This is a genomic window from Mitsuaria chitosanitabida ATCC BAA-476 = NBRC 102408 (genome assembly GCF_001598255.1).
Classification (GTDB): domain Bacteria; phylum Pseudomonadota; class Gammaproteobacteria; order Burkholderiales; family Burkholderiaceae_C; genus Roseateles; species Roseateles chitosanitabidus.
Genome location: NZ_BCYP01000034.1, coordinates 56,178 through 78,992, shown reverse-complemented (window position 1 = coordinate 78,992; position 22,815 = coordinate 56,178). Strand labels below are relative to the sequence as shown.

Below are 22,815 nucleotides of genomic sequence, written 5' to 3'. Positions count from 1 at the left end.
GTCGATTGGGAGACCCGCCGCGCGTCGTGAGGACGTGGGGCGGGCGGGCCGCGCGCCCGCGCGGGCATGAGGCGTTTGAACCGTTGATGCGAGGAGTCACCGTGAGCAAGTTGATCGAGATCCGTGACCTGTCCAAGGTCTACACGCGAGGCAAGCAGAAGGTGGAGGTGCTGCACCACATCGATCTGGACGTGGAGCAGGGCGCCTTCCTGGCGCTGATGGGGCCCTCGGGGTCCGGCAAGACGACGCTGCTGAACCTGATCGGCGGCCTGGACCAGCCCACCGGCGGCAGCATCGCCATCGGCGGCGAGCGCATCGACCAGCTGGGCACCGCCGCGCTGGCCAAGTGGCGGGCCTCGCGGGTCGGCTTCGTGTTCCAGTTCTACAACCTGATGCCCATGCTCTCGGCGCAGCGCAACGTCGAGCTGCCCCTGCTGCTGACCAAGCTCTCCGCCGCCGAGCGCCGCAAGCGCGCGGCGATCGCGCTGCAGCTGGTGGGCCTGTCGGACCGCGCGAGCCACAAGCCGACGGAGCTCTCCGGCGGCCAGCAGCAGCGGGTGTCGATCGCGCGGGCCATCGTGTCCGACCCGACCCTGCTGGTCTGCGACGAGCCCACCGGTGACCTGGACCGCCAGTCGGCCGAGGACGTGCTGGGCCTGCTGCAGGCGCTGAACCGCGACCATGGGAAGACCATCGTCATGGTCACCCACGACCCCAAGGCGGCGGAGCGCGCCGGCCAGACGCTGCATCTGGACAAGGGCACGCTGGTCGAGCAGACCGCGCGCGTCACGGCCTGACCCCCGACGAGGCATGCCATGAAATACCTTCATCTCATCTGGGCGGCGCTGTTCCGGCGCAAGCTCAGGACGGTGCTGACGCTGGTGTCCATCATCACGGCCTTCCTGCTGTTCGGCCTGCTGGACGCGGTGCGGACCTCCTTCGACCAGGCCGGCCAGAGCGCCAACGGCGCGTCGCGGCTGCAGTCGGGCTCGCGCCTGTCCTTCATCCAGACCTTGCCGATGGCGCTGCAGCAGCGCATCCAGGCGGTCGACGGCGTGAAGCTGGTGACCTACGCCAACTGGTTCGGCGGCGCGTACCAGGACCCGCACAACCAGGTCTTCAGCTTCGCGGTCGCGCCCAACTACCTGGACATGTATCCGGAGATGGTCGTCACTGACCAGGCCCGCCAGGCCTTCGCCAGCACGCGCATCGGCGCGCTGGTGGGCGAGGGGCTGGCCCGCAAGTTCAACTGGAAGGTCGGGGACAAGATCCCGCTGCAGTCGACCATCTTCCCGGACGCCAGCGGCAGCAAGAACTGGCAGTTCGAGATCGTCGGCCTGATTCATGCGGCCGACAAGAAGACGGGCGGCTGGTACGACCAGATGTTCCTGCTGAACTGGAAGTACTTCGACGACACCACGCCCTACAACCGCGGCGCGGTCGGCTGGTACGTGACGCGGGTGAACGACGCCAACCAGGCGGACCGCGTGGCCAAGGCGATCGACGCGATCTCGGCCAACTCGGACCATGAGACTCGCACCCAGACCGAGCAGGCCGCGATGGCCTCGTGGATGAAGCAGGTGGCGGACATCGGGCTGATCGTCAGCTCGATCATGGGCGCGGTGTTCTTCACGCTGCTGCTGCTGTCGGGCAACACGATGATGCAGGCGGTGCGGGAGCGCACCGGCGAGATCGCGGTGCTCAAGACGATCGGCTTCTCGGAGCTCAGCGTGCTGATGATGGTGCTGGCGGAGTCGGTGCTGCTGCTGGTGATCGGCGGCGTGGTCGGTCTGGGGCTGGCGAGCGTCATCGGACCGGCGGTCAGCGCCGGCAGCGGCGGCGCCCTGAACCTGCCGGCCGCGGGCCCGGGCAGCTGGGCCACGGGCGTGGGGCTGATGGTGCTGTTCGGCGTGATCGTCGGCGCGCTGCCCGCAATCAACGCCATGCGCCTGAACATCACCGATGCACTGGCGGGGAGGGCCTGAACATGAAGTTCCTGAAACGACTGGGATTGCTGGTGCTGCTGGTGGTCGTGCTGGTGGCCTGGGTGATGCTGCCGTGGGCCGGCGCGCTGGGCCTGGCGGTGCTGCTGGCGCTGTGGATGCTGCTGACGCGGCGCGGGGCGCAGGCGCGCTCGGTGACCAGCGTCGGCGTGAGCACGCTGCCGCAGCGGCTGGGCTCGTCGGCGGTGATCGTCGTGGGCATCGCCGGCGTGGTCGGCGTGCTGGTGGCGCTGCTGGCGATGGCCGAGGGCTACGCGGAGACGCTGCGCAAGTCCGGCAGCGAGGACACGGCCATCGTGCTGCGCGGCGCGTCGGCGGCGGAGGTCGCGTCGGTGATGTCGCGTGACGACATCACGCAGATCGCGCAGGCGCCGGGTGTCGCGAAGTCCGCCAAGGGCGAGCCGCTGGTCTCGGCCGAGACGGTGGTCGCGGCCAACCTGCCGGTGAAGGGGACGACGACGGACGAGGAAGGCAGCGTGCAGGTGCGCGGCGTGGGCGACGAGGCCTTCGCGGTGCGGCCGCAGGTGAAGATCGTCGCGGGGCGCAAGTTCCAGCCCGGGCTCAAGGAGCTGATCGTGGGGCAGGGCGCGGCGCGTCAGTTCGAGGGCCTGGTGCCGGGCAAGCAGATCCGACTGGGCAGCCAGATGTGGACGGTGACCGGGATCTTCGCCTCGGGCGACTCGATGGAATCGGAGGTCTGGGCCGACGCGCCCGTGGTCGCCGAGACCTACCGCCGTGGCGCGAGCCGCAACTCGGTGACGGTGAAGCTGACGGACGCGAACGCGTTCAAGGGCTTCAAGGCCGCGCTGGAGGCGAATCCGCAGCTCAAGGTCGACGCGACGACGACGCTGGCCTTCTTTGCCAAGCAGTCGGAGCAGATGACCAAGATCCTGCGGGTGATCGGCATCGTGGTGGGGACGATCATGGCGATCGGCGCGGTGTTCGGGGCGCTGAACACCATGTTCGCCGCGGTCGCGACGCGGGCCCGCGAGATCGCGACGCTGCGCGCGATCGGCTTCCCGGGCCTGCCGGTGGTGGTCGCGGTGATGCTGGAGACCATGCTGCTGGCCGCGCTGGGCGGGATCATCGGCGGCGCGATCGCCTACCTGCTGTTCAACGGGCACGCGGCGTCGACGATGGCCGCCGGTTCCGTGGGCAAGCTGAGCTTCGAGTTGCGGGTGTCGGGACAGCTGCTGTGGGAGGGGCTCAAGTGGGCCCTGGCCATCGGCTTCATCGGCGGGCTGTTTCCGGCGGTGCGGGCGGCGAGCGTGCCCGTCACGACGGCGCTGCGAGAACTTTGAGGAGAGCCACCGTCCAATGCCGCGACGCATTGGGCGGTGGTGAATCACCGGCTGTTCGCGCTGTACAGCTTCAGGCGAGGGCCTCGAAGCCGGCGCATTTCCTGCCGGGTTCGTTTGGCAAGCTCCATGTTGGCCGCGACGACCTCCTTGGAGAACGAGCGTTCCACGCTGTAGTCCGCCTTGTTGCGCAAGGCCCGCATTTCCCTGAGGGCGTTGGCGATGGGGGTCGCGCCAATGCCCTCGAAGTACTTCCGGGTGAGGCCATGCGCATCGCTTTGTCTGGAGTGGACGGAGGCGATCGAGCGAGCGAAGAGAAAGACACCGTAGTAGGCGCGCGAGATCGAGGTGCGCAGTCTGGCCTGATCTTGATGTCCGCTCAGTTCTTCCGCCAGATCGACGAAGCTGTTGGGGTTGAACTTGGCCATGTGATCACCGCCTTGCCAGTCCGGGAAAGTCGCGATGATCGTCGATCACCCACACATGGTCATGAAGGGCCTTCAGCTCCGGCAACTGATCCTCGCGGGCCCAGATCAAGGCCAGTTCCCTCGACTCCAGCCTGCTCCGCTGCTTGCAGCCGTAGATGGTGAACCGCAGTTGGTAGCGGCCAGTTTCCGGATCACAGTCCACACTGGCCGTGACCGTCTTGCCGGGAGCGCATTCGTTCACCAGCTTCAGGTAGTCGCCGACGTCGGCCTCGTACAGGCGAGGGTGCTTGTCGAGAAACCAGCCGACGATGCCGGCGAACTCCCGTGTGCCTTGGGGCGCCTCGAGGTTGTAGGGCCAGTCGTTGGGGCTGCAGGCGTAGTCCCGGAGCGGCCATCTGGACCAGTCGCTCTGGTCAATCCAGCAGCCGGCGGGCACCTTGCTGTTCACCATCGTGTGAGGCTCGGGTGTCGTCATTCGAAGCATGTGTCTTCCTTTCCTTGCTTGCTCGGATGCATCCCGCATCCGTGGTCTGAGAAGGCGCTCATTCTCAGAACGGGGCTCCCGGTCGTCATGACTCGAATACGCAGAAAACGGGGGAGAAAAATGCAAACAAGAACGCCCCCGGAGGTGGGGGCGTCGAGGGGCTGAAGGGGCGCTAATTGAACGCCGACAGCAATCGCTCCAGCGCGATCTCGAAGGGCTGATGCATGAGCGGCAGGGTCGCGACCAAGCCCACCAGGCCGATGCTCACCGTCAGCGGGAAGCCGACCGAGAACACGTTCAGCTGCGGCGCCACGCGCGAGATGATGCCCAGCACCAGGTTCACGAACATCAGCATCGTGATCAGCGGCAGCGCGATCCACAGGCCCATGCGGAACACCTCAGCGCCCCACACCTGCGGCTGCGCCACGCGCAGGAACCGGAAGGGCTCGTCGCCGACGGGGAAGGCCTGGAAGCTCGCCACCAGCGAGTTGATCAGCATCAGGTGGCCGTTGATCGCCACGAACAGGAAGGCCACCATCGTGCCGAGGAAGCGCGACGACGAGGTGCCCTGCGCGCCCGTCGACGGGTCGAAGAAGCCGGCGAAGTTCAAGCCCATCTGCAGGCCGATCAGCTCGCCCGCGAACTCGAGCGACGCGAACACCAGCCGCACCGCGAAGCCCATGGACAGGCCGATCAGCAGCTGCTGCGCGACCGCCGTCAGGATCTGCGGGGCCGAGTCCAGCGGGACGGCCGGCATCGCCGGCAAGGAGGGCTGCGCGGCCACCGCGATGAACAGCGCCAGACCGATCCGCACCCGCGCCGGCACGTTGCGCTGACTGAAGACCGGCATGCCCGAGAACAGCGCCAGCGTGCGCAGGAAGGGCCACAGGATCGGACTGATCCAGGCCAGCAGTTGCGCCTCGTTGAAGGTCAGCATCGGGCGGAGATCGGGCGGGAACGGGCGTCGGCGCGGCGGCCGGGCCTCATCCCAGTGCCTGCGGAATGCTCTGCAGGGTGCGCTGGATGTACTCGACCAGCGTGGAGATCATCCAGGGGCCGGCCACCGCCAGCACCAGCACCGCCGCGACGATCTTGGGCACGAAGGACAGCGTCGATTCGTTGATCTGCGTCGCCGCCTGGAACACCGAGACCAGCACGCCGACCGCCAGCACGGTCAGCAGCAGGGGGGCCGCCACCAGCAGCAGCACGTACAGGCCCTGCTGGCCGATCGTGAAGACCTGTTGAGCATCCATCGTCTTGTCCTTTCTGTCGCCCGGCGCCGCGGCGCTACTGCGCGAACGAGGCCGCCAGCGACCCCAGCAGCAGGTTCCAGCCGTCCGCCAGCACGAACAGCATCAGCTTGAACGGGAGCGACACCAGCACCGGAGACAGCATCATCATGCCCAGGCTCATCAGCACGCTGGAGACGATCATGTCGATCACCAGGAAGGGGATGAAGATCAGGAAGGCGATCTGGAACGCCGACTTGAGCTCGCTGGTCACGAAGGCCGGGACCAGCACGCGGAAGGGGACGTTCTCCGGCGCGACATTGGGCTCGAGCTTGGCCAGCCTGGCGAAGAGCGCGACGTCGGATTGGCGCGTCTGCTTGAGCATGAAGGCGCGCATCGGCACCTGCGCCTTCTCCAGCGCGCCCTCGAAGCCGATCTGGCCCGCCTGATAGGGCTGCCAGGCCTCGGTGTAGACCCGGTCCAGGGTCGGGCTCATGACGAAGAAGGTCAGGAACAGAGACAGGCCCACGATGACCTGGTTGGGCGGGGCCGCCTGCGTGCCCAGCGCCTGGCGCAGCAGCGACAGCACGATCACGATGCGGGTGAAGCCCGTCATCATCAGCAGCACCGCGGGCAGGAAGCCCAGCGCCGTGAAGAACAGCAGCGTCTGGATGGGGACCGAGTAGCTGTTGCCGCCCGCGCCCTGGCTGATGATCAGGGGGACGTTGGCGCCATTGCCGCTCTGCTGCGCCCAGGCCGCGGCGCCCAGGCCGCCCAGGGCCACGGCGGCGAGCAGGCCCGCGGCGCGGCGCGGCCAGCGGCGCGTCGCGCGCGGGGTCGCGTCGGTGAGGGGTCCGGCGATCGGATCGCCGGGGAGGGATGTCGGGGTCGATGCCAGCATGCGCCGCTCCCGGTCAGGCCGCGGAACCGTTGCCGGGGCCATCGGCGTGCCTGCCGCCGAGGCTGCGCTTGAGCAGCGCCGAGAACGAAGGCTGCGCGGCCTGCAACGCCGCGCCGGCATCGGCCTGCGGCGGCATCACGTGCAGCGTGCGGATCTGCTGGCCGGTGATGCCCAGCACCAGCCACTGCCGGTCCGCGTCCTGGCCCACCTCGACGATCACGATGCGCTGGCTGGGCGAGATCACCAGCTGCGCGACGGTGCGCAGTTGCCCGCCCAGCGCGCCGCCGCCCAGCGGCGTGCGCTTGAGCAGCCACAGCACGATCGGGATCAAGGCCAGGATGGCCAGGAACCAGAGCAGGGGAACGAGGCTGTTGTTCATGCCGGAGTTCATGGGCGGCGATTATGACCGGCGCGAGGGGCGCCTGAACGCGAGCAGACGGAGCGCGGGCCAGGCGCCAGGCGCGGCCGGACTCCCTGTCCGGCGAGCGCGGCAACGACGCCAGCGTGCCGTGTGCGAAGTCGGTCTGGCGTCCTTCGGGGTCAGGCCTTGCTGAGGCGGCGCATCCGTTCGGAGGGGGTCACGATGTCCGTGAGGCGGATACCGAACTTGTCGTTCACGACCACCACCTCGCCCTGGGCGATCAGGTAGCCGTTGACCAGCACGTCCATCGGCTCGCCGGCCAGCGCGTCGAGCTCGACCACCGAGCCCTGCGCCAGCTGCAGGATGTTCTTGATCGGGATCCGCGTGCGACCCAGTTCAACCGTGAGCTGGACGGGGATGTCCAGGATCATGTTGATGTCGCTGCCCGGCAGGTTGCCCGGCGTCGGCGAGAAATTGGTGAAGGACGCGGGCGCGACCTGCTCGGCCGCCGGCTGCACTTCGGCGGCGACTTCGCCGCCCCCGCCGCCACCGGCCTCGGCCAGCGCCGCCGCCCATTCGGCGGCCATCGCGTCCTGTTCGTCCATCGGGGTGTTGTCAGCCATTCCGGGCTCCCAGCCAGCCGGCGTCCGGGCCGGTCAGCATCTTCTCAATCTTGATCGAATACTTGCCGTTCGAGGTGCCGTAATGGCAATCGAACACCGGCACCCCATCCACCTTGGCCTGGATGATCTGCGCCAGGTCCAGCTCGATGAAGTCGCCCGGCTTGAAGGCCAGCAGCTGCTCGACGGTCGCGGGGGCGTTGGCCAGCTCGGCCACCAGCTCGACCTCGGCCGACTGGATCTGGTGCTTGAGCAGGTTGACCCAGCGGCGATCGGGCTCCGCGGAGTCGCCCTGCGTGGTGCTGTACAGCACGTCGCGAATCGGCTCCAGCGTCGAATAGGGGACGCAGAAGTACACCGTGCCGCTGGTCTCGCCGATCTCCAGCGTGAACGAGGTGGACACGACGATCTCGCTGGGCGTGGCGATGTTGGCGAACTGCGGCTGCATCTCCGAGCGCTGGTACTCCAGCTCCAGCGGGTAGATGCCCTTCCAGGCCTTGGAGTACTCCTGGATGATGACCTCGACCAGGCGCAGGATCACGCGCTGCTCGGTGGCCGAGAAATCGCGGCCCTCGATGCGGGTGTGGAACTTGCCGATCCCGCCGAACAGCGAGTCGATGACCGCGAACACCAGCGTCGGGTCGCACACGATCAGGCCCGAGCCGCGCAGCGGCTTCACCGACACGATGTTGAAGTTGGTCGGGACCACGATCTCCCGCAGGAAGGCGCTGTACTTCTGCACCTTGATGCCGCCGATGGCGACTTCCGGGCTCTTGCGGATGAAGTTGAACAGGCCGATGCGGATGTTGCGCGCGAACCGCTCGTTGATGATCTCCATCGTGGGCATGCGCCCACGGACGATCCGTTCCTGGCTGGCGAGGTTGTACTCGCGGATGCCACCGGTCTGGACCTCCTCGGCCTCGAGCTTCTGACTCTCGCCGGTGATGCCCTGGAGCAGGGCATCGACTTCGTCTTGCGACAGGATTTGCTGATTCATCGCCTGGTCCCTTCGGGGTCCGTGGTCACTGCACGATGAAGGTGGAGAAGAGCACCTGCGTCACCGGGCTCTCGACCGGGCGCTTCTTTTTCTTCTTCTTTTTCGGCGCGTCGGCGTCCTCGTCCTCTTCGTCGTCGAGCTCGATGCCCATCGGACGCACGGACTCGCGGCGGATCTCTCGCGCCAGCTTTTCCTTGCCTTCGACGGTCAGCAGCTCGGCCGAGGTCTTGTGCGACAGCACGATCAGCACGTTGTTGCGGATCGCCGGCATGTAGGCCTTGAGCTGGTCGGCGAAGTGCGGGTCCGCGACTTCCAGCGTGATGCCGATCTGCGCGAAGCGGTCGACTTCCTTGTCGGCCAGGTTCACGGTGAAGGGGTCCAGCGGGACGAAGGTCGGCGGCGTGCCGGGCTTGGCGTGGGCCGCGGCGGCGGGTTTCTCCTCGGCCGCGCCTTCCTCGTCGTCGCCATGCGACTTCTTCTTCATCAGCAGCAGCGCGGCGACGCCGGCCAGCACCACCACCAGGACGATGGCGATGATGATGATCAGCTTCTTCTTGCCACCACCCTTGACGGCGGCGTCGTTGCCAGCGGCGGCTGTGGCCATTGGGCGCTCCTGTGAGATGCGGTCGTTGTCGATGGATCGGTGTCGAACGGGCACGAAGTCCCGGCGACTTGGCTCCCATTGTGAAGCGGCGCCCGCGCGCTCAAGCCGCGAAAAGGCGGTGGAATCCGGTCAGACTCGTCGCGGTTCGCCCGCGCCGGGCCGGGGCGCGCCAGCGGCGACGGCCTCCGGGAGCAGGAGGCCGCGCGCGACGCGCCGGCATCGCGGGGGAAGCCGGGGATCGACCGGCGATCAGGCGTACAGGTCGACCAGGCCGCGCGCCGGGGTGCGGCGCTCGGCGCGGCCGGTGGCGGCGATGCCCCCGTCGTCCTGTCCCTGGCCGCCGCGATGGCCGTTGCCCCCCGACGAGCCGTCAGCCGATCCGTCGCGCTGATTCTGGCCGCCGCTGGACTGCTGTTGGGCGAACACCCCGCCACCGCTCAGGGTCAGGCCCTGGGCCTGCAGCGCCGCCGCGAGATCCGGCAGGCTGCGTTCCAGGACCTCGCGGGTGGCGGCCTGCTGCGCATGGAAGTTCACCTGCGCCTGCTGGCCGTCCAGCTGGATGTTGATGGACACGGGGCCCATGTCGGTCGGGTTGAGCTGCAGCCGCGCCTCGTGGATGCCGTCCTTGAGCAGCAGGCTCACGCTGGCGGACAGCTCGGGCGCGAAGTCCGGGCTGTGCAGCGGCTGGTTCAGCGGCACGCTGGGCGGCTCGGCGCGGCCGGTGGCCGACGATCCGGTCGTGCCCGTGGCGCCGGGCTGCTGCGCGGCGGCCAGCATCGCGTCGAAGCCGTGCGGCGCACCGGGCGCGGCGCTCTTGCCGTCGCCCAGCGCGATCTCGTGCGCGCCCTGGCCGCTGACGGCCTGCAGCGCTTCGTCCTTGGCCCCGGCGTCCTTGCCCGCGCCGCCAGCCGCCTGGGCCAGTTCGCGCTGGAGCTGCTGGCGCTCGCGCATCGCGTCGCCGGTGGTGGGCTGATGCTTGCCGTGGGCCTGCGGGCCGCCGGGCAGGGCGTCGCCGGCGTCGGCCTCCGTGCTGTCGCCGCGGCCCTTGGCCTTGGCTTCGGTCGGCGCCTCGCCGCGCAGCATCGCCAGGATCTGCTCGCCAGGCGTCGCGGCCGCTTCCTTCGCGTCCTTCGATTCCTTGGCGACCTTCTGGTCCTTGCCTTCGCCGTCGGCGGCCTGCACGTGCTCGGCGCCCTCGGCGTCGGCCGCGGTCGCGGCCTCGGCGGTGTCCTTGGCGTCGGTCGCGTCGGTGCGCTCGGCCTGGTCCACGTTGGCGGAATGAGCCTGGGCACGGGTGCCCTCGGCCTTGTTGGCGCCATTGCGGGCCGCGGCGTTGCGCGCGGCCAGCTTGTTCTCGTCCTGCGCAGCGGTGCTCTCGGGCTCATGCTGCGGCTCGGGCGCCTTGGGGGCGTTGTCGCGCGCGTTCTGGGCCTGCTGCTGCGCCTGCTGGTTCTGGAGCTGCTGGTTCTGCAGTTGCTGCGCCTGCTGCTGCGATTGGAGCTGCTGTGCCTGCAGTTGCTGGTTCTGCTGCTGACTCTGCAGCTGCTGCGTCTTGAGCTGCTGGCTGCTCTGGTTCAGCCACTGCGCGAAGGCGGGCACGCCGTCCTTGCGGGCGGCGTTGGCGCTGGCGGCATTCGCCGCGGCGCTGGCGCCGTTCAGACTGGACGAGCCGAACAGCGGATTCTGGTTCTGGATCTGGTTCATGGCCGGGGAGGGTGCCAAGGCCGGGTCGCGCTCAGGCGACCAGGCGGGTCATCGGGTTGCCGCCGCGGGCCGCGGCACGCGCGGCTTGCTCGTCGGTGGCACGCTGTTCCTGGCGCATCTGGCTGCGCATCGCCTCGGCGCGGCGGCGCTCGATCAGCTTGCGCACCGAGGCCACGCGCAGTTCGCGCTCGCGCAGCACGTCGCGGGCGGCGGACAGGCGCTGGTCGGCGTAATCGGCGATGCCGGCCTGCTGGCCGATCGCCTGGTCCAGACGCTGGCCGAAGTTCTGGTAGCAGCCCAGCATGCTGACGGTGGTCTGGCGGGTGAATTCCTGCGTCCAGCGCGAGGTGTAGTCCGTGCGGTACTGCGAGAGCTGATCGTGCTGGCTGCGTGCCGAGCTGGCCCGGGACTGCGCTTCCTGCAGGAATCGCAAGGCTTCATCGCGCTCGGCCTCCGCGCGCTCGAGGAGAACGTTCAGGGCCTGCAGGTTGGAACTACTCATGTCGATGACCTCTCTTCACGGATGTCGGCAGCTATCACGCAAAGTTGAGTGTGGCGGCCAACTGATTGAGGCAATCCGTCAAAGAAGCGGGGGAATGCATGTCTTGTTGGAGCAATCGGTCCATGTCGGCATGCAAGCGGACCGCGCTGTCCAACTCCAGATCGTGCCCGGGCTGATAGGCCCCGAGCTGGATCAGATCCCGCGCCTTGTTGTATTTCGCGAGCAATTGCCGGAATCGGCGCGCCAGTTCGATGTGGCGCTTGTCGGCCACGCTGGTCATGACGCGCGAGATCGACCGCTCGACGTCGATCGCGGGGTAGTGCCCACTCTCCGCCAGCTCCCGGCTCAACACAATGTGGCCGTCCAGAATCCCTCGTGCCGCGTCGGCAATGGGGTCCTGCTGGTCGTCGCCCTCGGACAGCACGGTGTAGAAGGCGGTGATCGAGCCTTCGCCCGCCAGGCCGTTGCCGCTGCGCTCCACGAGTTGCGGAAGCTTCGCGAAACACGAGGGTGGATAGCCCTTGGTGGCGGGCGGTTCGCCGATGGCGAGGGCAATTTCGCGCTGCGCCATCGCGTAACGGGTCAGCGAATCCATCAGCAGCAGCACGTGCTGGCCGCGGTCGCGGAAATGCTCGGCGATGGCCGTGGCGTAGGTGGCGCCCTGCATGCGCAGCAGCGGCGGGGCATCGGCCGGCGCGGCGACGACCACGCTGCGGCGCAGGCCCTCCTCGCCGAGGATGTCCTCGATGAATTCCTTGACTTCGCGGCCCCGCTCGCCGATCAGGCCGACGACGATCACGTCCGCCTGCGTGTAGCGGGCCATCATGCCCAGCAGCACCGACTTGCCGACGCCGGTGCCGGCGAACAGGCCCAGGCGCTGGCCGCGGCCCACCGTCAGCAGCGAGTTGATCGCCCGCACGCCGGTGTCCAGCGGACGCCGCACGGGATCGCGGTCCATCGCGTTGATCGGGCGGCGAACCATGGGTTCGTCGCGCACGTCCTCGAGCGGGCCGGCGCGGTCGATCGGATGGCCCTGCGGATCGACGACCCGGCCCAGCAGGCCGTCGCCCATGGGCAGGTGCAGGCCGCGGTCCTCGTCGCGGCGCCAGGGGTGGCGCTCCTCGCCGAGCACGGGGCCGCGCAGCGCGGCGGGGCGGGGCAGCACCATCGCGCCGCTGGCCAGGCCCTGGATCTCATCGGTCGGCATCAGGTAGGCGCGGTCGCCGGAGAAGCCGACCACCTCCGCCTGCACCGGCCGCTGACCGCGGCGCGGATTCGCGGCGGTCGAGGGCATGTGGATCTCGCAGACCGAGCCCACCGGCACCTTCACGCCGGTGGCCTCCAGCACCAGGCCGGCGACGCGCACCAGCTTGCCCTGCGGCTCCAGCGCCGGCGCGTTGCCGGCGAAGGCCTGCAGGTCGCCCAGGTACTGCTGCCAGCGGTCGGTGCGGTCGCTCATCGGGGGATCTCCCCGTCGTACTGGCTGGGCTGGGCGTCGAGCCGGAAGTCCAGGCGCGAGTCGTCCGCCTCGTCGGTGGCGCGGCGGTCCTGCCAGACGGAGGTCTGGCCCAGCGCGCCGACGGCGGCCTGCCAGCGGGCGGGTAGCGAGGCGTCGACGCTGCAGATGTCGGCGTCGACCTTGACGCCACCGCGGGCGATGGCGGGATCGGGGATGACCTGCGCCTCGCGGGCGCGCAGTTCCTGGCCGGCGCCGTCCAGCACCAGCGGCAGGTCGTCGGGGTGCACGCGCACGCGCACGTGGCGGGCGTTGATCAGCAGCGCCTCCACGGCGTCATGGGCGACGCGCGCGATCAGCTCGGGCGCGGTGGCCAGCTCGTTGCGCACGACCTGGCGGGCCAGCTCGACCGCGGTGCGCGCCAGCGCGGCGGCCATGTCCTGCTCGATGGCCTGCAGGTCCCCGTCGAAGCTGGCGACCAACTGGCCGACCTGCGCGCTGATCTGCTTGGCGAAGCTCTGCTTGAAGGCCTCCAGCGCGGCCATGCCGTCGCGGTAGCCGTCCTGGTAGCCGGCCTGGCGGGCCTGCTGCATGAGCTCCTCGACGCTGGGGCCGGGCGGGGGCGGCGGGGCCGGCGGCTCGACCGGGGCGGGCGCGGAGACCGAGGGCTTGCGCGGCGGCGCGCCGCCGTCGAGCGATCCGGGGTTCCAGGCGGCGAAGCCGGACAGTTCCTCGCGGGGAATGATGCGGCTGTAGGTGCCGCCGCCGCGGGGATCGCCGTCGGGGCGAGGAGGCGGCGGGACTTGGCGGGGCGGGCGGGTGGCCATGGGCGGGTGGGTCCTCGGGCGTTCTGGTGCGGGGGATCCCGAGGATTACAGGAACTGGTCGTCGCCGCCACCGGCCAGCACGATCTGGCCCTCGTCGACCAGACGGCGGACCACCTTGAGGATTTCCTTCTGCTCGGCCTCGACCTCGGACAGGCGCACCGGGCCGCGCGATTCCAGGTCCTCGCGCAGCGTCTCGGCGGCGCGGCTGGACATGTTGCGGAAGATCTTCTCGCGCAGCTCGGGGCCGGCGCCCTTGAGCGCGACGATGAGCGATTCGGACTGGACTTCCTTGAGCACCGCCTGGATGCCGCGGTCGTCGATCTTCTCCACGTCGTCGAACGTGAACATGTTGTCCATGATCTTCTGCGCCAGGTCGGAGTCGGCCTCGCGGATGTAGTCCAGCACCGAGGCCTCGACGCTGGTGCCCATCATGTTGATGATCTCGGCCGCGGTCTTGACGCCGCCCAGGTTGGACTTCTTCATGCGCTCGCCGCCGGCCAGGATCTGGCCCATGACCTCGTTCAGGTCCTTGAGCGCCATCGGCTGGATGCCGTCCAGCGTGGCGATGCGGATCAGCACCTCGTTGCGCTGGCGCTCGCTGAAGACGCGCAGCACCGAGCTGCTCTGGTCGAAGTCCAGGTGCGACAGGATCGCGGCGACGATCTGCGGGTGCTCGTTGCGCAGCAGCTCGGCCACGGAGCCCGGGTCCATCCACTTGAGCGACTCGATCGAGGACACGTCCGACCCCTGCAGGATGCGGTCCAGCAGCAGGTTGGCCTTGTCGTCGCCCAGCGCCTTGCGCAGCACGGCGCGGACGTACTCGTCGGTGTCGTTGACCAGGGTGCTCTGGGTCTCGGCGACGCGGTCGAACTTGTCGAGCACCTTCTCGACGCGCTCGCGCGGCACGACCTTCATCTTGGCGATGGTCTCGCCCAGCTTCTGCACTTCCTTGGGCGCGAGGTGCTTGAAGACCTCGCTGGCCTCTTCCTCGCCCAGCGACATGAGCAGGATGGCCGCGTCTTCTACGCCTTTGTCGTCCATGGTGGTGTCTCGTCCTCGATCCTGGATGCGTGATGCTCGGTGGCGGGGTCAGGCCGGGCTCAGCGACGGCCGCCCGCGGGCGCCGCCTCGAGTTCCTCGCCGTTGACCCAGGCGCGCATGATGTTGGCCACGGCGACCGGGTTCTCCTTGGCCAGCTGGCGGGCGCGCTCGAGCTTGTCGTTGGAGATCGGGGCCTCCAGGGCCGGCAGGCCGCCGGCCTGTCCCGGGCCGCCCAGGGCCAGTTGCTCGTTCTCGACCACGCTGAGCTGGTTCTGGGCAGTGTCGTCCTTCTGCTCGGGCGGCGGCGGGAAGGCCGCCTTGAGAGCAGGGCGAACCATGCCGAACACGGCGATCAGGGCCACCAGCACCAGGGCGGCGGGCACGGCCATGTCGCGGGCCAGGTCGCGCAGCCAGGGCTGCTGCCACAGCGGCAGGTCGGCGTTGTCCACCTTGGGCGCGACGAAGGGCGCGTTGATGACCTTGACCGAGTCGCCGCGGTCCTGCGAGTAGCCCAGCGCCTCCTTGACCAGCGCGTCCAGCTTCTGGAGCTCGTCGGCCGACAGCGGCTGGCTGGTGGTCTTGCCGTTCTTGTCCGTCACCGTCTTCTGGTTCACGACCACGGCGGCGTTCAGGCGGCGGACCTGGCCGATGGCGCTGCGGGTCACGCGGACGGTGCGGTCCAGCTCGAACTGCGTGTCGTTGTTGCGGCGCATGTTCTGCGTGCCGCCCGAGCCGCCGGCCGGCTGCATCTGCTGGGCCTGGCCGTTGATCGGGGCCGCGGCCTGGGGCGGGACCTGGTTGGAGGTCGCGCCGGGGACGCCGGTGGGCACCGCGGCGCTGCCGCCGGTCTGCTCCTCGGAGGTCAGGCGGCGCACGGCGCTCTGGGTGTTGGGGCCCTGGTTGGGCTTGTATTCCTCGGCGGTGGACTCGACCTGGTTGAAGTCGACGTCGGCGGTCACCGTGGAGCGCAGGTTGTCGCGGCCGACGACCGGCTCGAGCAGCTCGGCGATGCGCTTGTTCAGGTTGGCCTCGACCTGCTGCTTGTACTGCAGCTGCTGGCTGTCCAGGCCGGAGGCGTTGCCGTCGGGGTTCTGGGAGAGCAGGGCGCCGGTGCTGTCCAGCACGCTGACGGCCTTGGGGTTGAGCTCGGGCACCGAGGAGGACACCAGATGCACGATGCCGGCGATCTGGGCACGGTCCAGGGTGCGGCCGCCGCGCAGGGTCAGCATGACCGAGGCGCTGGGCTTCTGCTGCTCGCGGAAGAAGCCGTTCTGCTGGGGCATGGCCAGGTGCACGCGCGCGTCGGCGACGTCGGACATGGCGGTGATGGTGCGGGTGAGCTCGCCCTCGAGCGCGCGCTGGAAGTTCAGGCGCTCGTTGAACTGGGTCTGGCCGATGGACTGCTTGTCCATCAGCTCGAAGCCGACGATGCCGCCCTTGGGCAGGCCGGCCGAGGCCAGCTTCATGCGCAGGTCGTAGACCTGGTTGGCGGGCACCATGATCGTGCCGCCGGCCTCGTTGCGGTAGGGCACATTCATCTGCGCCAGCTGCGCGATGACGGCGCCGCCGTCCTTGTCGGACAGGCCGGAGAACAGGGGCCGGTAGTCGCCCTTGCCGGTCATCATGGCCATGGCCACCACGACGGCGATCAGCGCGGCCACGCCGCCGCCCAGCATCAGCTTGCTCTTGGTGGGCATGGCGGCCAGACGGGCGGGGAGGCTCGTCGGGGCGGCTTGCTGCACCTCGGGAAGTCCGGCGGCGGGGCTGCTCAGGGCGTTGTCCATGGGGCGGTCGGTCGGGTTACGGCTGGGGGCGGGCGAGGGGCCGGAGCAGACGCTTCGGCACAGTCGAAATTATTTCGATCGGCGCCCTCAAGAATGCCGAGAACAAGCCGACCAAGCCCCCCCAGTTCCGATCAACGGGTCTTGGCGCCCTGGCTACGATGCGTGCCGTGGACCTGAAACTCAAACCCTTCGACTTCGCCAGCGCGGTGGCCCGTGCCGGTCTGACCCCCCAGGGTCAGCCGGTGGCCAAGCCCGCGCCGGGCGCGAGCTTCGCGGATGCGATGAGCTCGGCGCTGAAGTCCGTGAGTACGCAGCAGAACGAGGCATCCCGCCTCCAGCGCGAGGTCCAGCTCGACAACCCGACGGTGAGCCTGGAAGAGACCATGGTGGCCATGCAGAAGGCCCAGATCGGTTTCCAGGCCACGCTGCAGGTGCGCAACCGGCTGGTGTCGGCCTACTCCGAGATCATGAACATGCAGGTGTGATCGGCCAGGCGGCAGAACCTGCGGTCACCCGTTGACTTGCCCATACCAAGGCCGCGATGTTTCGCGGCCTTTTGTTTTCCGGAACGGCAGGGTGCCCAGGGCTGCCATGAGCAGCAGGCAGGATCCCGCCAGAAACCAGCCGTGCCAGTGGTCGCCCGTGAACTGCGCGACGCGTCCGGCGAACCATCGGCTCGTCGGACCGACCTGGGCGACGCTGACGTTCATCGACATATGAATGAAGGCATTCAGCCAGATATTCTGGTGGATCCAGTAAATCCAGCCCAGGATGGCTCCCCCGAGAAAATAGAAGAGAAAGTGCTGCGTCGAGATCAAGGCGGACTTTCCATGGAATAGCGCGAAGACCACTGCTTGGGCGAACAGGGCCAGGAGGCACCAGTGGATTCTCTGGTCGGCAATGCGCAAGAGCTCCCCAAGAAGAATTCGTCGATAGAGAAACTCCTCGGCGAATGCCAGCCAACCCACGCTCCACAGCGATGCCGGCAACAGCTGCCAGCGAAGCTCCGCTGTGCTGTCGGTGTAGGGAGAGCTCAGGGCGGCCAAGGTCGTGACGGCGGGCACCAGGAGCAGCGCGCTGGCGAGCAGGAGGCGGTCGCCGGCGTGCCGCCGCGGCGAGACGAAGTGGCCGGGCTGCGGCCATGTCATGTACCGATGGATTCCACAGATGATCCACCACACGCCGGTCAGCATCAGCGGCAACAGGCCCGCGGCCAACACGGTTCGCTGCAGGTAGGAGATCGGAGCGCCCATCCGCCCGACCCAGTACATCGCCGGCGCGACCGCCAGCAGGACGATGATTTGCGTGATGACGAGCAGGAAGACGGCATAAAGCACGCGCATGGTGCCTCCAATTGGACGGGCAAGCCGGGCTGGCCAGCCCGTCCTCCGCGGGACGCTGGGCAGAGATCAGTTGTATTCCGCCATGCAGCCGAGGATCAGATCCACATCCACCATCGAGCGATCCTGATTGGTCGTGCCGTCCATATAGCAGTCAAACCACGACCGGGATCCCGTGTAGCTGTAGTCGTCCCCCATGCCCGTGGCGCCGACCTCGCCGCCGTGAACCCTGTCGATTTCCACCTGGGTGAGTTCAATCATGATGTCCATCCATCTGCGCCGGAATATGCCGGCGATTCAATTATGGAAAGGGGAATGGCGTTGGGCCACCGAGGTTTCACTTCGGTAATTTCAGTCGTGCAATGACTTGTTTTTGGTATTCGCCTTGGCTGGATGACTAATATGGATTGGTTTCGTTCCAAGATGAGATCGTCAAATGAACAAAGGCCACCCGAGGGTGGCCTTTGTTCAGGGGTCGACAAGGCGATTCAGACGGTCCGCCGCATCAGGCGCTCGCGCTTCTGCGCCTGGTCGATGAAGACCTGCAACGCCCGCGCGGCGGTCGGCGCCAGCGAGACGAAGGCGCAGCCCACATGGTGCGGCGCGCCGTCCTCGCCCTCGGTGAGGTGCTGGACGCGCAGCAAGGTGCTGAAGCTCACTTCCCGCTCCAGCTCCAGCGTCCCGCTGAGCTCCTCCAGCGCTCGCGGCGCCGGCACGACGTTGGCCGGCCATTGCAGCGCGACCCCGCCGGCGCTCACGTTCACCACGCGGATGCGCGGCAGGTCGGCCCCGTTGAGCTTCAGCGCCGGATAGAGCTGTCCGGCCGAGGCCACGCGGTAGGCCTGGCGCCGCTGGAAGCGGTAGATGCGCAGCGGGACGGGGGCGCGCAGCACCTCGCCCTCGCCGCGGATCGCCACCAGGCCCGACACGTCGAACTGCAGCTTGATCTTGTCCAGGAAGGCGGTCGCGACCAGTTCGTCGCTGGACAGGATCGGGGGCAGGGTGTCGCGCGCCTGCGGCGCCTCCATCGTCAGCATGCCCTGCGGGGTGTCCAGCGAGCGCAGCACCGTGTGGATGGCCGCGCCGTCGGGCGTCGTCAGCTGGATGCGGGCCTGCGAGCGCAGCAGCTCGCGCAGCCAGTTCATGATCTCGCCGGGCGCGTCGAGCCGGAAGTCGGCATCGACCGCGGGGGAGGCGACAGGGGCCATGGGGGGGATCTTCAGATCGCTCAAGGCGCAGCTTCCGGCAAAGAGTCGTACGGACGCGGGACTGGCGAAATTCTCGCGCAGTCTCCGTCGCCGGGGAAAGGCAAACGCCGCGCCAACCCATCGATGCAGGGGGTCGGTCGCGGCGTCGGCCGGATCGGTCCTCGGTGTCGCGCGTCGTTCGGGGCCGCCTCGCAGGGGGCGCCGTCCCGTGCCGCGCGGCACCGGTCCGCGTGCAAGTCCCGGTCAGTGGACCGTCTTGGACTTGCCCTTCATCAGATGATCCAGATCCTCCAGCCACGGCTCGGCCAGGTGGCGGATCTCGGCGTCGTTCAGCAGGATGCGCTGCATGATGCGCGTCTTGAGCTGCGTCTCGTCCGGACCCAGCTGCTGCTGCGAGGCGGCGTGCTTGAGTTGCGAGATCAGCAGCACGCAGGCGCCCTCGAGCTTCACCACCTCGTCCCAGTTGCCCGAGCGGGCGGCGCTCAGCATGTCGGCGCTGGCCTGTTCGATGGCTTCGTAGTAGCTCAACAGTTGGGTGTTCATGATGCGGTCCGTGGTCGTCGGGGCAGCGTGGGCGGCGGCGGTCAGGGGCTTGGCGGTGTGCTTGGGCATGGAACAGCTCGAAGTCAGGGGCGGGGCGGTCGGTCCGGTGTCCGGATCAGGCCGCGACGCGTTGTTCGGCGGCAGCGGGGGAGATGGATCCCCAGGCTTCCCGAATCGGGGTCAGGAGACGCACGCACTCCTCCACGGCGGCGACGTCGGTGTGCAGATTGGCGTAGGTCAGCCGCATGCACATGTAGGCATACAGGTCGCGCAGGTCCAGGGCCAGGTTGCCGCTCTCCAGATCGAGGGCCGCCTTCAGGCCTTCGTCCAGGATGCGGACCGCGCGGCTCAGGCTGCGGTTCTTGATCTCGACATTCCCGGCGCGGATCGCGCCGACGGCTTGCGTCATCGCGTCGAACGCGCCGTCCAGCAGCAGGGCGACCAGGCGGTGCGGCGTCGCCATCAGGACATCGGTCTCCACGCCAACGCGGTTGTACATGTTGCTGGCGCGCTGGCCGTGGGAGGCGAAGGGAGAGGAGTTGCCGTACATGATCTGCTTTGCTGCTGCGGGATTGCTGTAGTGCTTGAATCAGTTTTCGGCCCTCGCCGGCTCAACTTGAGCCCTCCATCCGTTGAATATGTCTCTGAATTCTGGGCGATTCCAGAAAAGAGAAAGCCTCCGTGAGGAGGCTCGTCGACGCGCTTTTCGAAGCGCCGGAGAAGGGGGGTGACGACCGGCTACTTCATGGCGTGCCCACGCCGTCGTCACCGGGCGCTCACGCGCCCGCGCCGCGTCAGCCGCTGCTGAGCATGCTGGTGATCTTGTTGACGTAGCTCTGCATGTCGTTGAGCTTGGCCATCTGCGTGTCCAGCGCCGTGTACTGCGCGCGCACGCGCTTCTCGTACGCGTCGGCGCGGTCGTTGAGCTCGTCCACGCGCTTGTTGTTCGCCGTCACCCGCGACTGCAGGCCGGTGGTCCGGGTCGTGATCTGACCGTCGAAGCCGGTGACCTGGTCGGCGAAGGCGCGCCAGCGCGAGGCCAGCCCGTTGTTGTTCGGGTCGTTGCTGTCCACGCCCATGAACAGGTTCTTCAGGTCGCTCATGCTGCCCAGCGCGCTGGTGAGCTTGCTGTCGTCGACCGTGATGGTGCCGGCGGTACCGATGCTCAGGCCCAGGTCCGACAGGCGCTGGAACGCGCCGCCCAGCGTGCTGCCCGACGAGGTGATGTTGCGCAGCTGGCTCTGCAGGCCCACCGCGGTGCTGTCGCCCTGCAGCGGACCGGAGGTCTTGCTGGAGTCGTCGTACTTCGTGTCGTCGCGCATCAGGCTCATCAGCGAGTTGTACGAGGTGACGAAGTCGTTGATCGCCTTCTTGACGCTGTCCTTGTCCTGGCCCACCGAGACGGTGGACTGGCCGGTCTTGAGCAGGTTGATGGTCAGGCCGTCGACCGCGCCCTCGATGTTGTTCGAGGCGGAGCTGATGTCCAGCCCGTTGATCGACAGCTTGGCGTTGGCCGCCGCGGTGTTCTGCGTCATCGAGCCGATCGAGGCGGTCGGGTCGTAGGCGAGGGCGGACAGGCCGTTGGCGTCCGAATTGTTGCCGTCGTCATCCGCGGTCGTGATGCGGAAGCCGTTGGCCTCGCCGGTGTCCTTGGAGCGGACCACCAGGCGCGAGCCGTTGGCGTCGGTCACGACCGACGCCAGCACGCCGGCGCCCGAGGCGTTGATCTTGTCGCGGACGCTGCTGAGCGTGTCGGTGGCCGAGATGCTGATGCTCACGGGCGACGCGCCGTCCTTGCTGGTGAAGGTCGAGTTGTTGGTCCCGCTCCACTGGCCCAGCTCGATGGTCATCGACCCCGAGCCCACCGTCGCGTTGTTGGCGAAGGCCTTGCTGGACAGGCTCTGCGAGGACGCCAGGCTGGTGACGTTCAGTGCGTAGGTGCCGGCGCCGCTGCCGGTGCCGGCGACGACGCTGGCCATGGTCGAGTCGGAGGTCGTGGCCGTCAGCGCCTGCCAGGTGGTGGGGTTGCTGAGCTTGGCCGCCGCGTCGCGCATCGCGCTGAAGGCGCTGCTGATCTTGCCGTAGGCGGAGATCTGCGTCTGGATGGTGGTCGTGCGGTCCTGCAGGTCCGAGATCGGCTGCTTCTCGATCGCGACCAGCTTCGAGACGATGCTCTCGACGTCCAGGCCGCTGCCCAGACCGGTGGAAGTGATGGATGCCATCTTGCGGAACTCCTGTGACCTTGACCGGGCTTTGGTGGAAGCCCATGCGGGACAGGGCCCCGCGAGAGGCCCTGTCCTGCATATCGGCGCCTGGCGTTCCGACTTTAGGACGGAGGCCTGGACGATCTATTGGGTTTTTCTATCAGCCCTTGAGCAGCGAAAGCACCTGCTGCGGCAGCTGGTTGGCCTGCGCCACCATCGCGTTGCCGGCCTGCTGCAGGATCTGCGCGCGGCTCAGGTTCGAGGTCTCGACCGCGAAGTCGGCGTCCATGATCCGGCTGCGGGCGGCGGTCTGGTTCTCGTACGCGACCTGCAGGTTGGAGACCACGGCGTCGAAGCGGTTCTGCGTCGCGCCCAGCGTCGCGCGCTGGCTGTTGACCGAGTCCAGCGCGGTGTCGATGTAGGACACCACCTGGGCGATCGCCGCGGCGTCGGCCGTGTGGTCGATCACCGAACGATTCGCACCCGTGTTGTCGGAACCCGAGACCTTGGTGATCGAGTCATCCGACGACATGTTGGGCGTCGTGACGGTGATCTCGTCGTTGGAGGTGGTGTTCGGACCGACCTGGAAGGTCTGCGGGTTGCCTGCGTCCGCGCCCAGGATGTACTTGCCGTTGAACGTGGTGCCGGCGGTGACGCGCTGGATTTCCTTGGCCAGCTCGCCGAACTCCTTGTCCAGCGAATCCTTGTCGCTGTCCGCGTTGGTCGCGTTGCGGGCCTGGATGGCCAGTTCACGCATCCGCTGCAGCGAGTCGGCCACCTTGCCCAGTGCGCCTTCCGCGGTCTGCGCCAGGGAGATGCCGTCATTCGCGTTGCGCATCGCCACGGACATGCCGCGAGCTTGCGCGTTCATCCGCTCGGCGATCGCCAGGCCGGCCGCATCGTCCTTCGCGGAGTTCACCCGCAGGCCCGACGACAGGCGCTGCATCGACGTCGCCAGCGAGGACTGGGACGAGTTCAGATTGCGTTGCGCGTTGAGCGAAGCAAGGTTGGTGTTGATGGTCTGTGGCATTGATGCGCTCCTGCGGAGATCCTGTCCTGGCTGCGATCCCGGTTGAGGGTGGTCGTTCCCGACCTCGCCTGCGAACCCCTTGCCGCGCTGTCGCGGTCGTTGTCGGGACCCGCCGGTTGGACCGGTGATCGAGCCGTCAGTTCATGCTCGATGGCTCCATTGTGCGAAGGGAGCGCCAGCGCCAAAGGGCCGATTAAGGCCGCAAACACCTGCCAAAAGAAAACCATAAAAGAAGGCCCCGCCTCGTTCCC

The 22,815-nt window shown here is 68.2% G+C and carries 26 protein-coding genes; 4 read left to right on the top strand and 22 right to left on the bottom strand.

Annotated features, from left to right (window positions below; genetic code table 11):
* Window positions 1–86 precede the first annotated feature (86 nt).
* From MCHT01_RS20935 to MCHT01_RS20925, 3 genes are read left to right on the top strand one after another with little or no spacing between them, the layout of a single operon-like run.
* On the top strand, window positions 87–797 hold the full coding sequence (locus MCHT01_RS20935; RefSeq protein WP_218017923.1) for an ABC transporter ATP-binding protein: 711 nt from the start codon (window positions 87–89) through the stop codon (window positions 795–797).
* Window positions 798–815: 18 nt separating this feature from the next.
* Complete coding sequence (locus MCHT01_RS20930) at window positions 816–1,985, top strand: ABC transporter permease (RefSeq protein WP_067068279.1); 1,170 nt, start codon at window positions 816–818, stop codon at window positions 1,983–1,985.
* A gap of 2 nt (window positions 1,986–1,987) precedes the next feature.
* Window positions 1,988–3,304 carry an ABC transporter permease gene (locus MCHT01_RS20925; RefSeq protein ID WP_067068276.1) on the top strand — a complete coding sequence of 439 codons (1,317 nt, stop codon included), beginning with the start codon at window positions 1,988–1,990 and terminating at the stop codon, window positions 3,302–3,304.
* Window positions 3,305–3,348: 44 nt separating this feature from the next.
* On the opposite strand, the gene MCHT01_RS20920 is transcribed toward MCHT01_RS20925, so the two are convergent.
* The 15 genes from MCHT01_RS20920 to fliF form a co-directional block, all read right to left on the bottom strand.
* Window positions 3,349–3,729 carry a hypothetical protein gene (locus MCHT01_RS20920; RefSeq protein WP_067068273.1) on the bottom strand — a complete coding sequence of 127 codons (381 nt, stop codon included), beginning with the start codon at window positions 3,727–3,729 and terminating at the stop codon, window positions 3,349–3,351.
* 4 nt (window positions 3,730–3,733) lie between these two features.
* On the bottom strand, window positions 3,734–4,180 hold the full coding sequence (locus tag MCHT01_RS20915) for a hypothetical protein (RefSeq protein WP_067068268.1): 447 nt from the start codon (window positions 4,178–4,180) through the stop codon (window positions 3,734–3,736).
* A gap of 205 nt (window positions 4,181–4,385) precedes the next feature.
* The gene (gene fliR / locus MCHT01_RS20910; RefSeq protein WP_067068266.1) at window positions 4,386–5,150 is read right to left on the bottom strand and encodes a flagellar biosynthetic protein FliR; all 765 of its coding nucleotides are present in this window, start codon (window positions 5,148–5,150) and stop codon (window positions 4,386–4,388) included.
* A gap of 46 nt (window positions 5,151–5,196) precedes the next feature.
* On the bottom strand, window positions 5,197–5,466 hold the full coding sequence (gene fliQ, locus MCHT01_RS20905) for a flagellar biosynthesis protein FliQ (protein ID WP_067068264.1): 270 nt from the start codon (window positions 5,464–5,466) through the stop codon (window positions 5,197–5,199).
* Window positions 5,467–5,500: 34 nt separating this feature from the next.
* Window positions 5,501–6,343 (bottom strand): flagellar type III secretion system pore protein FliP, encoded by an 843-nt coding sequence (gene fliP / locus MCHT01_RS20900; protein ID WP_084453130.1) that lies wholly within the window; start codon window positions 6,341–6,343, stop codon window positions 5,501–5,503.
* 13 nt (window positions 6,344–6,356) lie between these two features.
* The gene (locus MCHT01_RS20895) at window positions 6,357–6,734 is read right to left on the bottom strand and encodes a FliO/MopB family protein (RefSeq protein WP_245643489.1); all 378 of its coding nucleotides are present in this window, start codon (window positions 6,732–6,734) and stop codon (window positions 6,357–6,359) included.
* Between the two features lie 149 nt (window positions 6,735–6,883).
* A complete protein-coding gene (gene fliN, locus MCHT01_RS20890; protein WP_067068262.1) occupies window positions 6,884–7,327 on the bottom strand; it encodes a flagellar motor switch protein FliN in 444 nt (147 codons plus the stop codon).
* Window positions 7,320–8,321 carry a flagellar motor switch protein FliM gene (gene fliM / locus MCHT01_RS20885; RefSeq protein WP_067068260.1) on the bottom strand — a complete coding sequence of 334 codons (1,002 nt, stop codon included), beginning with the start codon at window positions 8,319–8,321 and terminating at the stop codon, window positions 7,320–7,322. The genes fliN and fliM overlap by 8 nt, the downstream gene beginning before the upstream one ends.
* Before the next feature lie 25 nt (window positions 8,322–8,346).
* Window positions 8,347–8,925, bottom strand: coding sequence for a flagellar basal body-associated FliL family protein (locus tag MCHT01_RS20880; protein WP_067068257.1), 579 nt, complete (start codon window positions 8,923–8,925; stop codon window positions 8,347–8,349).
* A gap of 249 nt (window positions 8,926–9,174) precedes the next feature.
* Window positions 9,175–10,629: a flagellar hook-length control protein FliK gene (locus MCHT01_RS20875; RefSeq protein ID WP_067068256.1), complete on the bottom strand. Its 1,455-nt coding sequence runs from the start codon at window positions 10,627–10,629 to the stop codon at window positions 9,175–9,177.
* A gap of 31 nt (window positions 10,630–10,660) precedes the next feature.
* Window positions 10,661–11,131 carry a flagellar export protein FliJ gene (fliJ, locus tag MCHT01_RS20870; RefSeq protein WP_067068253.1) on the bottom strand — a complete coding sequence of 157 codons (471 nt, stop codon included), beginning with the start codon at window positions 11,129–11,131 and terminating at the stop codon, window positions 10,661–10,663.
* A 34-nt stretch (window positions 11,132–11,165) separates the two neighbouring features.
* Window positions 11,166–12,590, bottom strand: coding sequence for a flagellar protein export ATPase FliI (gene fliI / locus MCHT01_RS20865; RefSeq protein ID WP_067068250.1), 1,425 nt, complete (start codon window positions 12,588–12,590; stop codon window positions 11,166–11,168).
* Entirely contained in the window at window positions 12,587–13,414 is an 828-nt protein-coding gene (locus MCHT01_RS20860) for a FliH/SctL family protein (RefSeq protein WP_084453128.1), read from the bottom strand. The genes fliI and MCHT01_RS20860 overlap by 4 nt, the downstream gene beginning before the upstream one ends.
* 45 nt (window positions 13,415–13,459) lie before the next feature.
* Window positions 13,460–14,455 (bottom strand): flagellar motor switch protein FliG, encoded by a 996-nt coding sequence (gene fliG, locus MCHT01_RS20855; protein WP_067068248.1) that lies wholly within the window; start codon window positions 14,453–14,455, stop codon window positions 13,460–13,462.
* A gap of 59 nt (window positions 14,456–14,514) precedes the next feature.
* Window positions 14,515–16,239, bottom strand: coding sequence for a flagellar basal-body MS-ring/collar protein FliF (gene fliF / locus MCHT01_RS20850; protein WP_084453126.1), 1,725 nt, complete (start codon window positions 16,237–16,239; stop codon window positions 14,515–14,517).
* Between the two features lie 167 nt (window positions 16,240–16,406).
* Between fliF and fliE the strand changes: the two genes are divergently transcribed.
* Complete coding sequence (fliE, locus tag MCHT01_RS20845) at window positions 16,407–16,724, top strand: flagellar hook-basal body complex protein FliE (protein WP_273490848.1); 318 nt, start codon at window positions 16,407–16,409, stop codon at window positions 16,722–16,724.
* A gap of 24 nt (window positions 16,725–16,748) precedes the next feature.
* On the opposite strand, the gene MCHT01_RS20840 is transcribed toward fliE, so the two are convergent.
* From MCHT01_RS20840 to MCHT01_RS20810, 7 genes are all read right to left on the bottom strand, one after another.
* A complete protein-coding gene (locus MCHT01_RS20840) occupies window positions 16,749–17,582 on the bottom strand; it encodes a CPBP family intramembrane glutamic endopeptidase (protein ID WP_067068246.1) in 834 nt (277 codons plus the stop codon).
* A 66-nt stretch (window positions 17,583–17,648) separates the two neighbouring features.
* The gene (locus MCHT01_RS20835) at window positions 17,649–17,840 is read right to left on the bottom strand and encodes a hypothetical protein (protein WP_148661646.1); all 192 of its coding nucleotides are present in this window, start codon (window positions 17,838–17,840) and stop codon (window positions 17,649–17,651) included.
* A 227-nt stretch (window positions 17,841–18,067) separates the two neighbouring features.
* Entirely contained in the window at window positions 18,068–18,787 is a 720-nt protein-coding gene (locus MCHT01_RS20830; RefSeq protein WP_067068240.1) for a flagellar brake protein, read from the bottom strand.
* A 243-nt stretch (window positions 18,788–19,030) separates the two neighbouring features.
* Window positions 19,031–19,330: a flagellar protein FliT gene (locus MCHT01_RS20825; protein ID WP_067068343.1), complete on the bottom strand. Its 300-nt coding sequence runs from the start codon at window positions 19,328–19,330 to the stop codon at window positions 19,031–19,033.
* A 115-nt stretch (window positions 19,331–19,445) separates the two neighbouring features.
* Window positions 19,446–19,880, bottom strand: coding sequence for a flagellar export chaperone FliS (gene fliS / locus MCHT01_RS20820; RefSeq protein WP_067068238.1), 435 nt, complete (start codon window positions 19,878–19,880; stop codon window positions 19,446–19,448).
* 244 nt (window positions 19,881–20,124) lie between these two features.
* The gene (gene fliD, locus MCHT01_RS20815) at window positions 20,125–21,552 is read right to left on the bottom strand and encodes a flagellar filament capping protein FliD (protein ID WP_067068236.1); all 1,428 of its coding nucleotides are present in this window, start codon (window positions 21,550–21,552) and stop codon (window positions 20,125–20,127) included.
* A 142-nt stretch (window positions 21,553–21,694) separates the two neighbouring features.
* Complete coding sequence (locus MCHT01_RS20810; protein ID WP_067068233.1) at window positions 21,695–22,564, bottom strand: flagellin N-terminal helical domain-containing protein; 870 nt, start codon at window positions 22,562–22,564, stop codon at window positions 21,695–21,697.
* Window positions 22,565–22,815 lie beyond the last annotated feature (251 nt).

Bases quoted from the DNA above. Each gene is read 5' to 3' on its own strand.
- MCHT01_RS20935 (WP_218017923.1), top strand. From the start codon at position 87: ATGCGAGGAGTCACCGTGAGCAAGTTGATCGAGATCCGTGACCTGTCC.
- MCHT01_RS20930 (WP_067068279.1), top strand. From the start codon at position 816: ATGAAATACCTTCATCTCATCTGGGCGGCGCTGTTCCGGCGCAAGCTC.
- MCHT01_RS20925 (WP_067068276.1), top strand. From the start codon at position 1,988: ATGAAGTTCCTGAAACGACTGGGATTGCTGGTGCTGCTGGTGGTCGTG.
- MCHT01_RS20920 (WP_067068273.1), bottom strand. From the start codon at position 3,729: ATGGCCAAGTTCAACCCCAACAGCTTCGTCGATCTGGCGGAAGAACTG.
- MCHT01_RS20915 (WP_067068268.1), bottom strand. From the start codon at position 4,180: ATGGTGAACAGCAAGGTGCCCGCCGGCTGCTGGATTGACCAGAGCGAC.
- fliR (WP_067068266.1), bottom strand. From the start codon at position 5,150: ATGCTGACCTTCAACGAGGCGCAACTGCTGGCCTGGATCAGTCCGATC.
- fliQ (WP_067068264.1), bottom strand. From the start codon at position 5,466: ATGGATGCTCAACAGGTCTTCACGATCGGCCAGCAGGGCCTGTACGTG.
- fliP (WP_084453130.1), bottom strand. From the start codon at position 6,343: ATGCTGGCATCGACCCCGACATCCCTCCCCGGCGATCCGATCGCCGGA.
- MCHT01_RS20895 (WP_245643489.1), bottom strand. From the start codon at position 6,734: ATGAACTCCGGCATGAACAACAGCCTCGTTCCCCTGCTCTGGTTCCTG.
- fliN (WP_067068262.1), bottom strand. From the start codon at position 7,327: ATGGCTGACAACACCCCGATGGACGAACAGGACGCGATGGCCGCCGAA.
- fliM (WP_067068260.1), bottom strand. From the start codon at position 8,321: ATGAATCAGCAAATCCTGTCGCAAGACGAAGTCGATGCCCTGCTCCAG.
- MCHT01_RS20880 (WP_067068257.1), bottom strand. From the start codon at position 8,925: ATGGCCACAGCCGCCGCTGGCAACGACGCCGCCGTCAAGGGTGGTGGC.
- MCHT01_RS20875 (WP_067068256.1), bottom strand. From the start codon at position 10,629: ATGAACCAGATCCAGAACCAGAATCCGCTGTTCGGCTCGTCCAGTCTG.
- fliJ (WP_067068253.1), bottom strand. From the start codon at position 11,131: ATGAGTAGTTCCAACCTGCAGGCCCTGAACGTTCTCCTCGAGCGCGCG.
- fliI (WP_067068250.1), bottom strand. From the start codon at position 12,590: ATGAGCGACCGCACCGACCGCTGGCAGCAGTACCTGGGCGACCTGCAG.
- MCHT01_RS20860 (WP_084453128.1), bottom strand. From the start codon at position 13,414: ATGGCCACCCGCCCGCCCCGCCAAGTCCCGCCGCCTCCTCGCCCCGAC.
- fliG (WP_067068248.1), bottom strand. From the start codon at position 14,455: ATGGACGACAAAGGCGTAGAAGACGCGGCCATCCTGCTCATGTCGCTG.
- fliF (WP_084453126.1), bottom strand. From the start codon at position 16,239: ATGGACAACGCCCTGAGCAGCCCCGCCGCCGGACTTCCCGAGGTGCAG.
- MCHT01_RS20840 (WP_067068246.1), bottom strand. From the start codon at position 17,582: ATGCGCGTGCTTTATGCCGTCTTCCTGCTCGTCATCACGCAAATCATC.
- MCHT01_RS20835 (WP_148661646.1), bottom strand. From the start codon at position 17,840: ATGATTGAACTCACCCAGGTGGAAATCGACAGGGTTCACGGCGGCGAG.
- MCHT01_RS20830 (WP_067068240.1), bottom strand. From the start codon at position 18,787: ATGGCCCCTGTCGCCTCCCCCGCGGTCGATGCCGACTTCCGGCTCGAC.
- MCHT01_RS20825 (WP_067068343.1), bottom strand. From the start codon at position 19,330: ATGAACACCCAACTGTTGAGCTACTACGAAGCCATCGAACAGGCCAGC.
- fliS (WP_067068238.1), bottom strand. From the start codon at position 19,880: ATGTACGGCAACTCCTCTCCCTTCGCCTCCCACGGCCAGCGCGCCAGC.
- fliD (WP_067068236.1), bottom strand. From the start codon at position 21,552: ATGGCATCCATCACTTCCACCGGTCTGGGCAGCGGCCTGGACGTCGAG.
- MCHT01_RS20810 (WP_067068233.1), bottom strand. From the start codon at position 22,564: ATGCCACAGACCATCAACACCAACCTTGCTTCGCTCAACGCGCAACGC.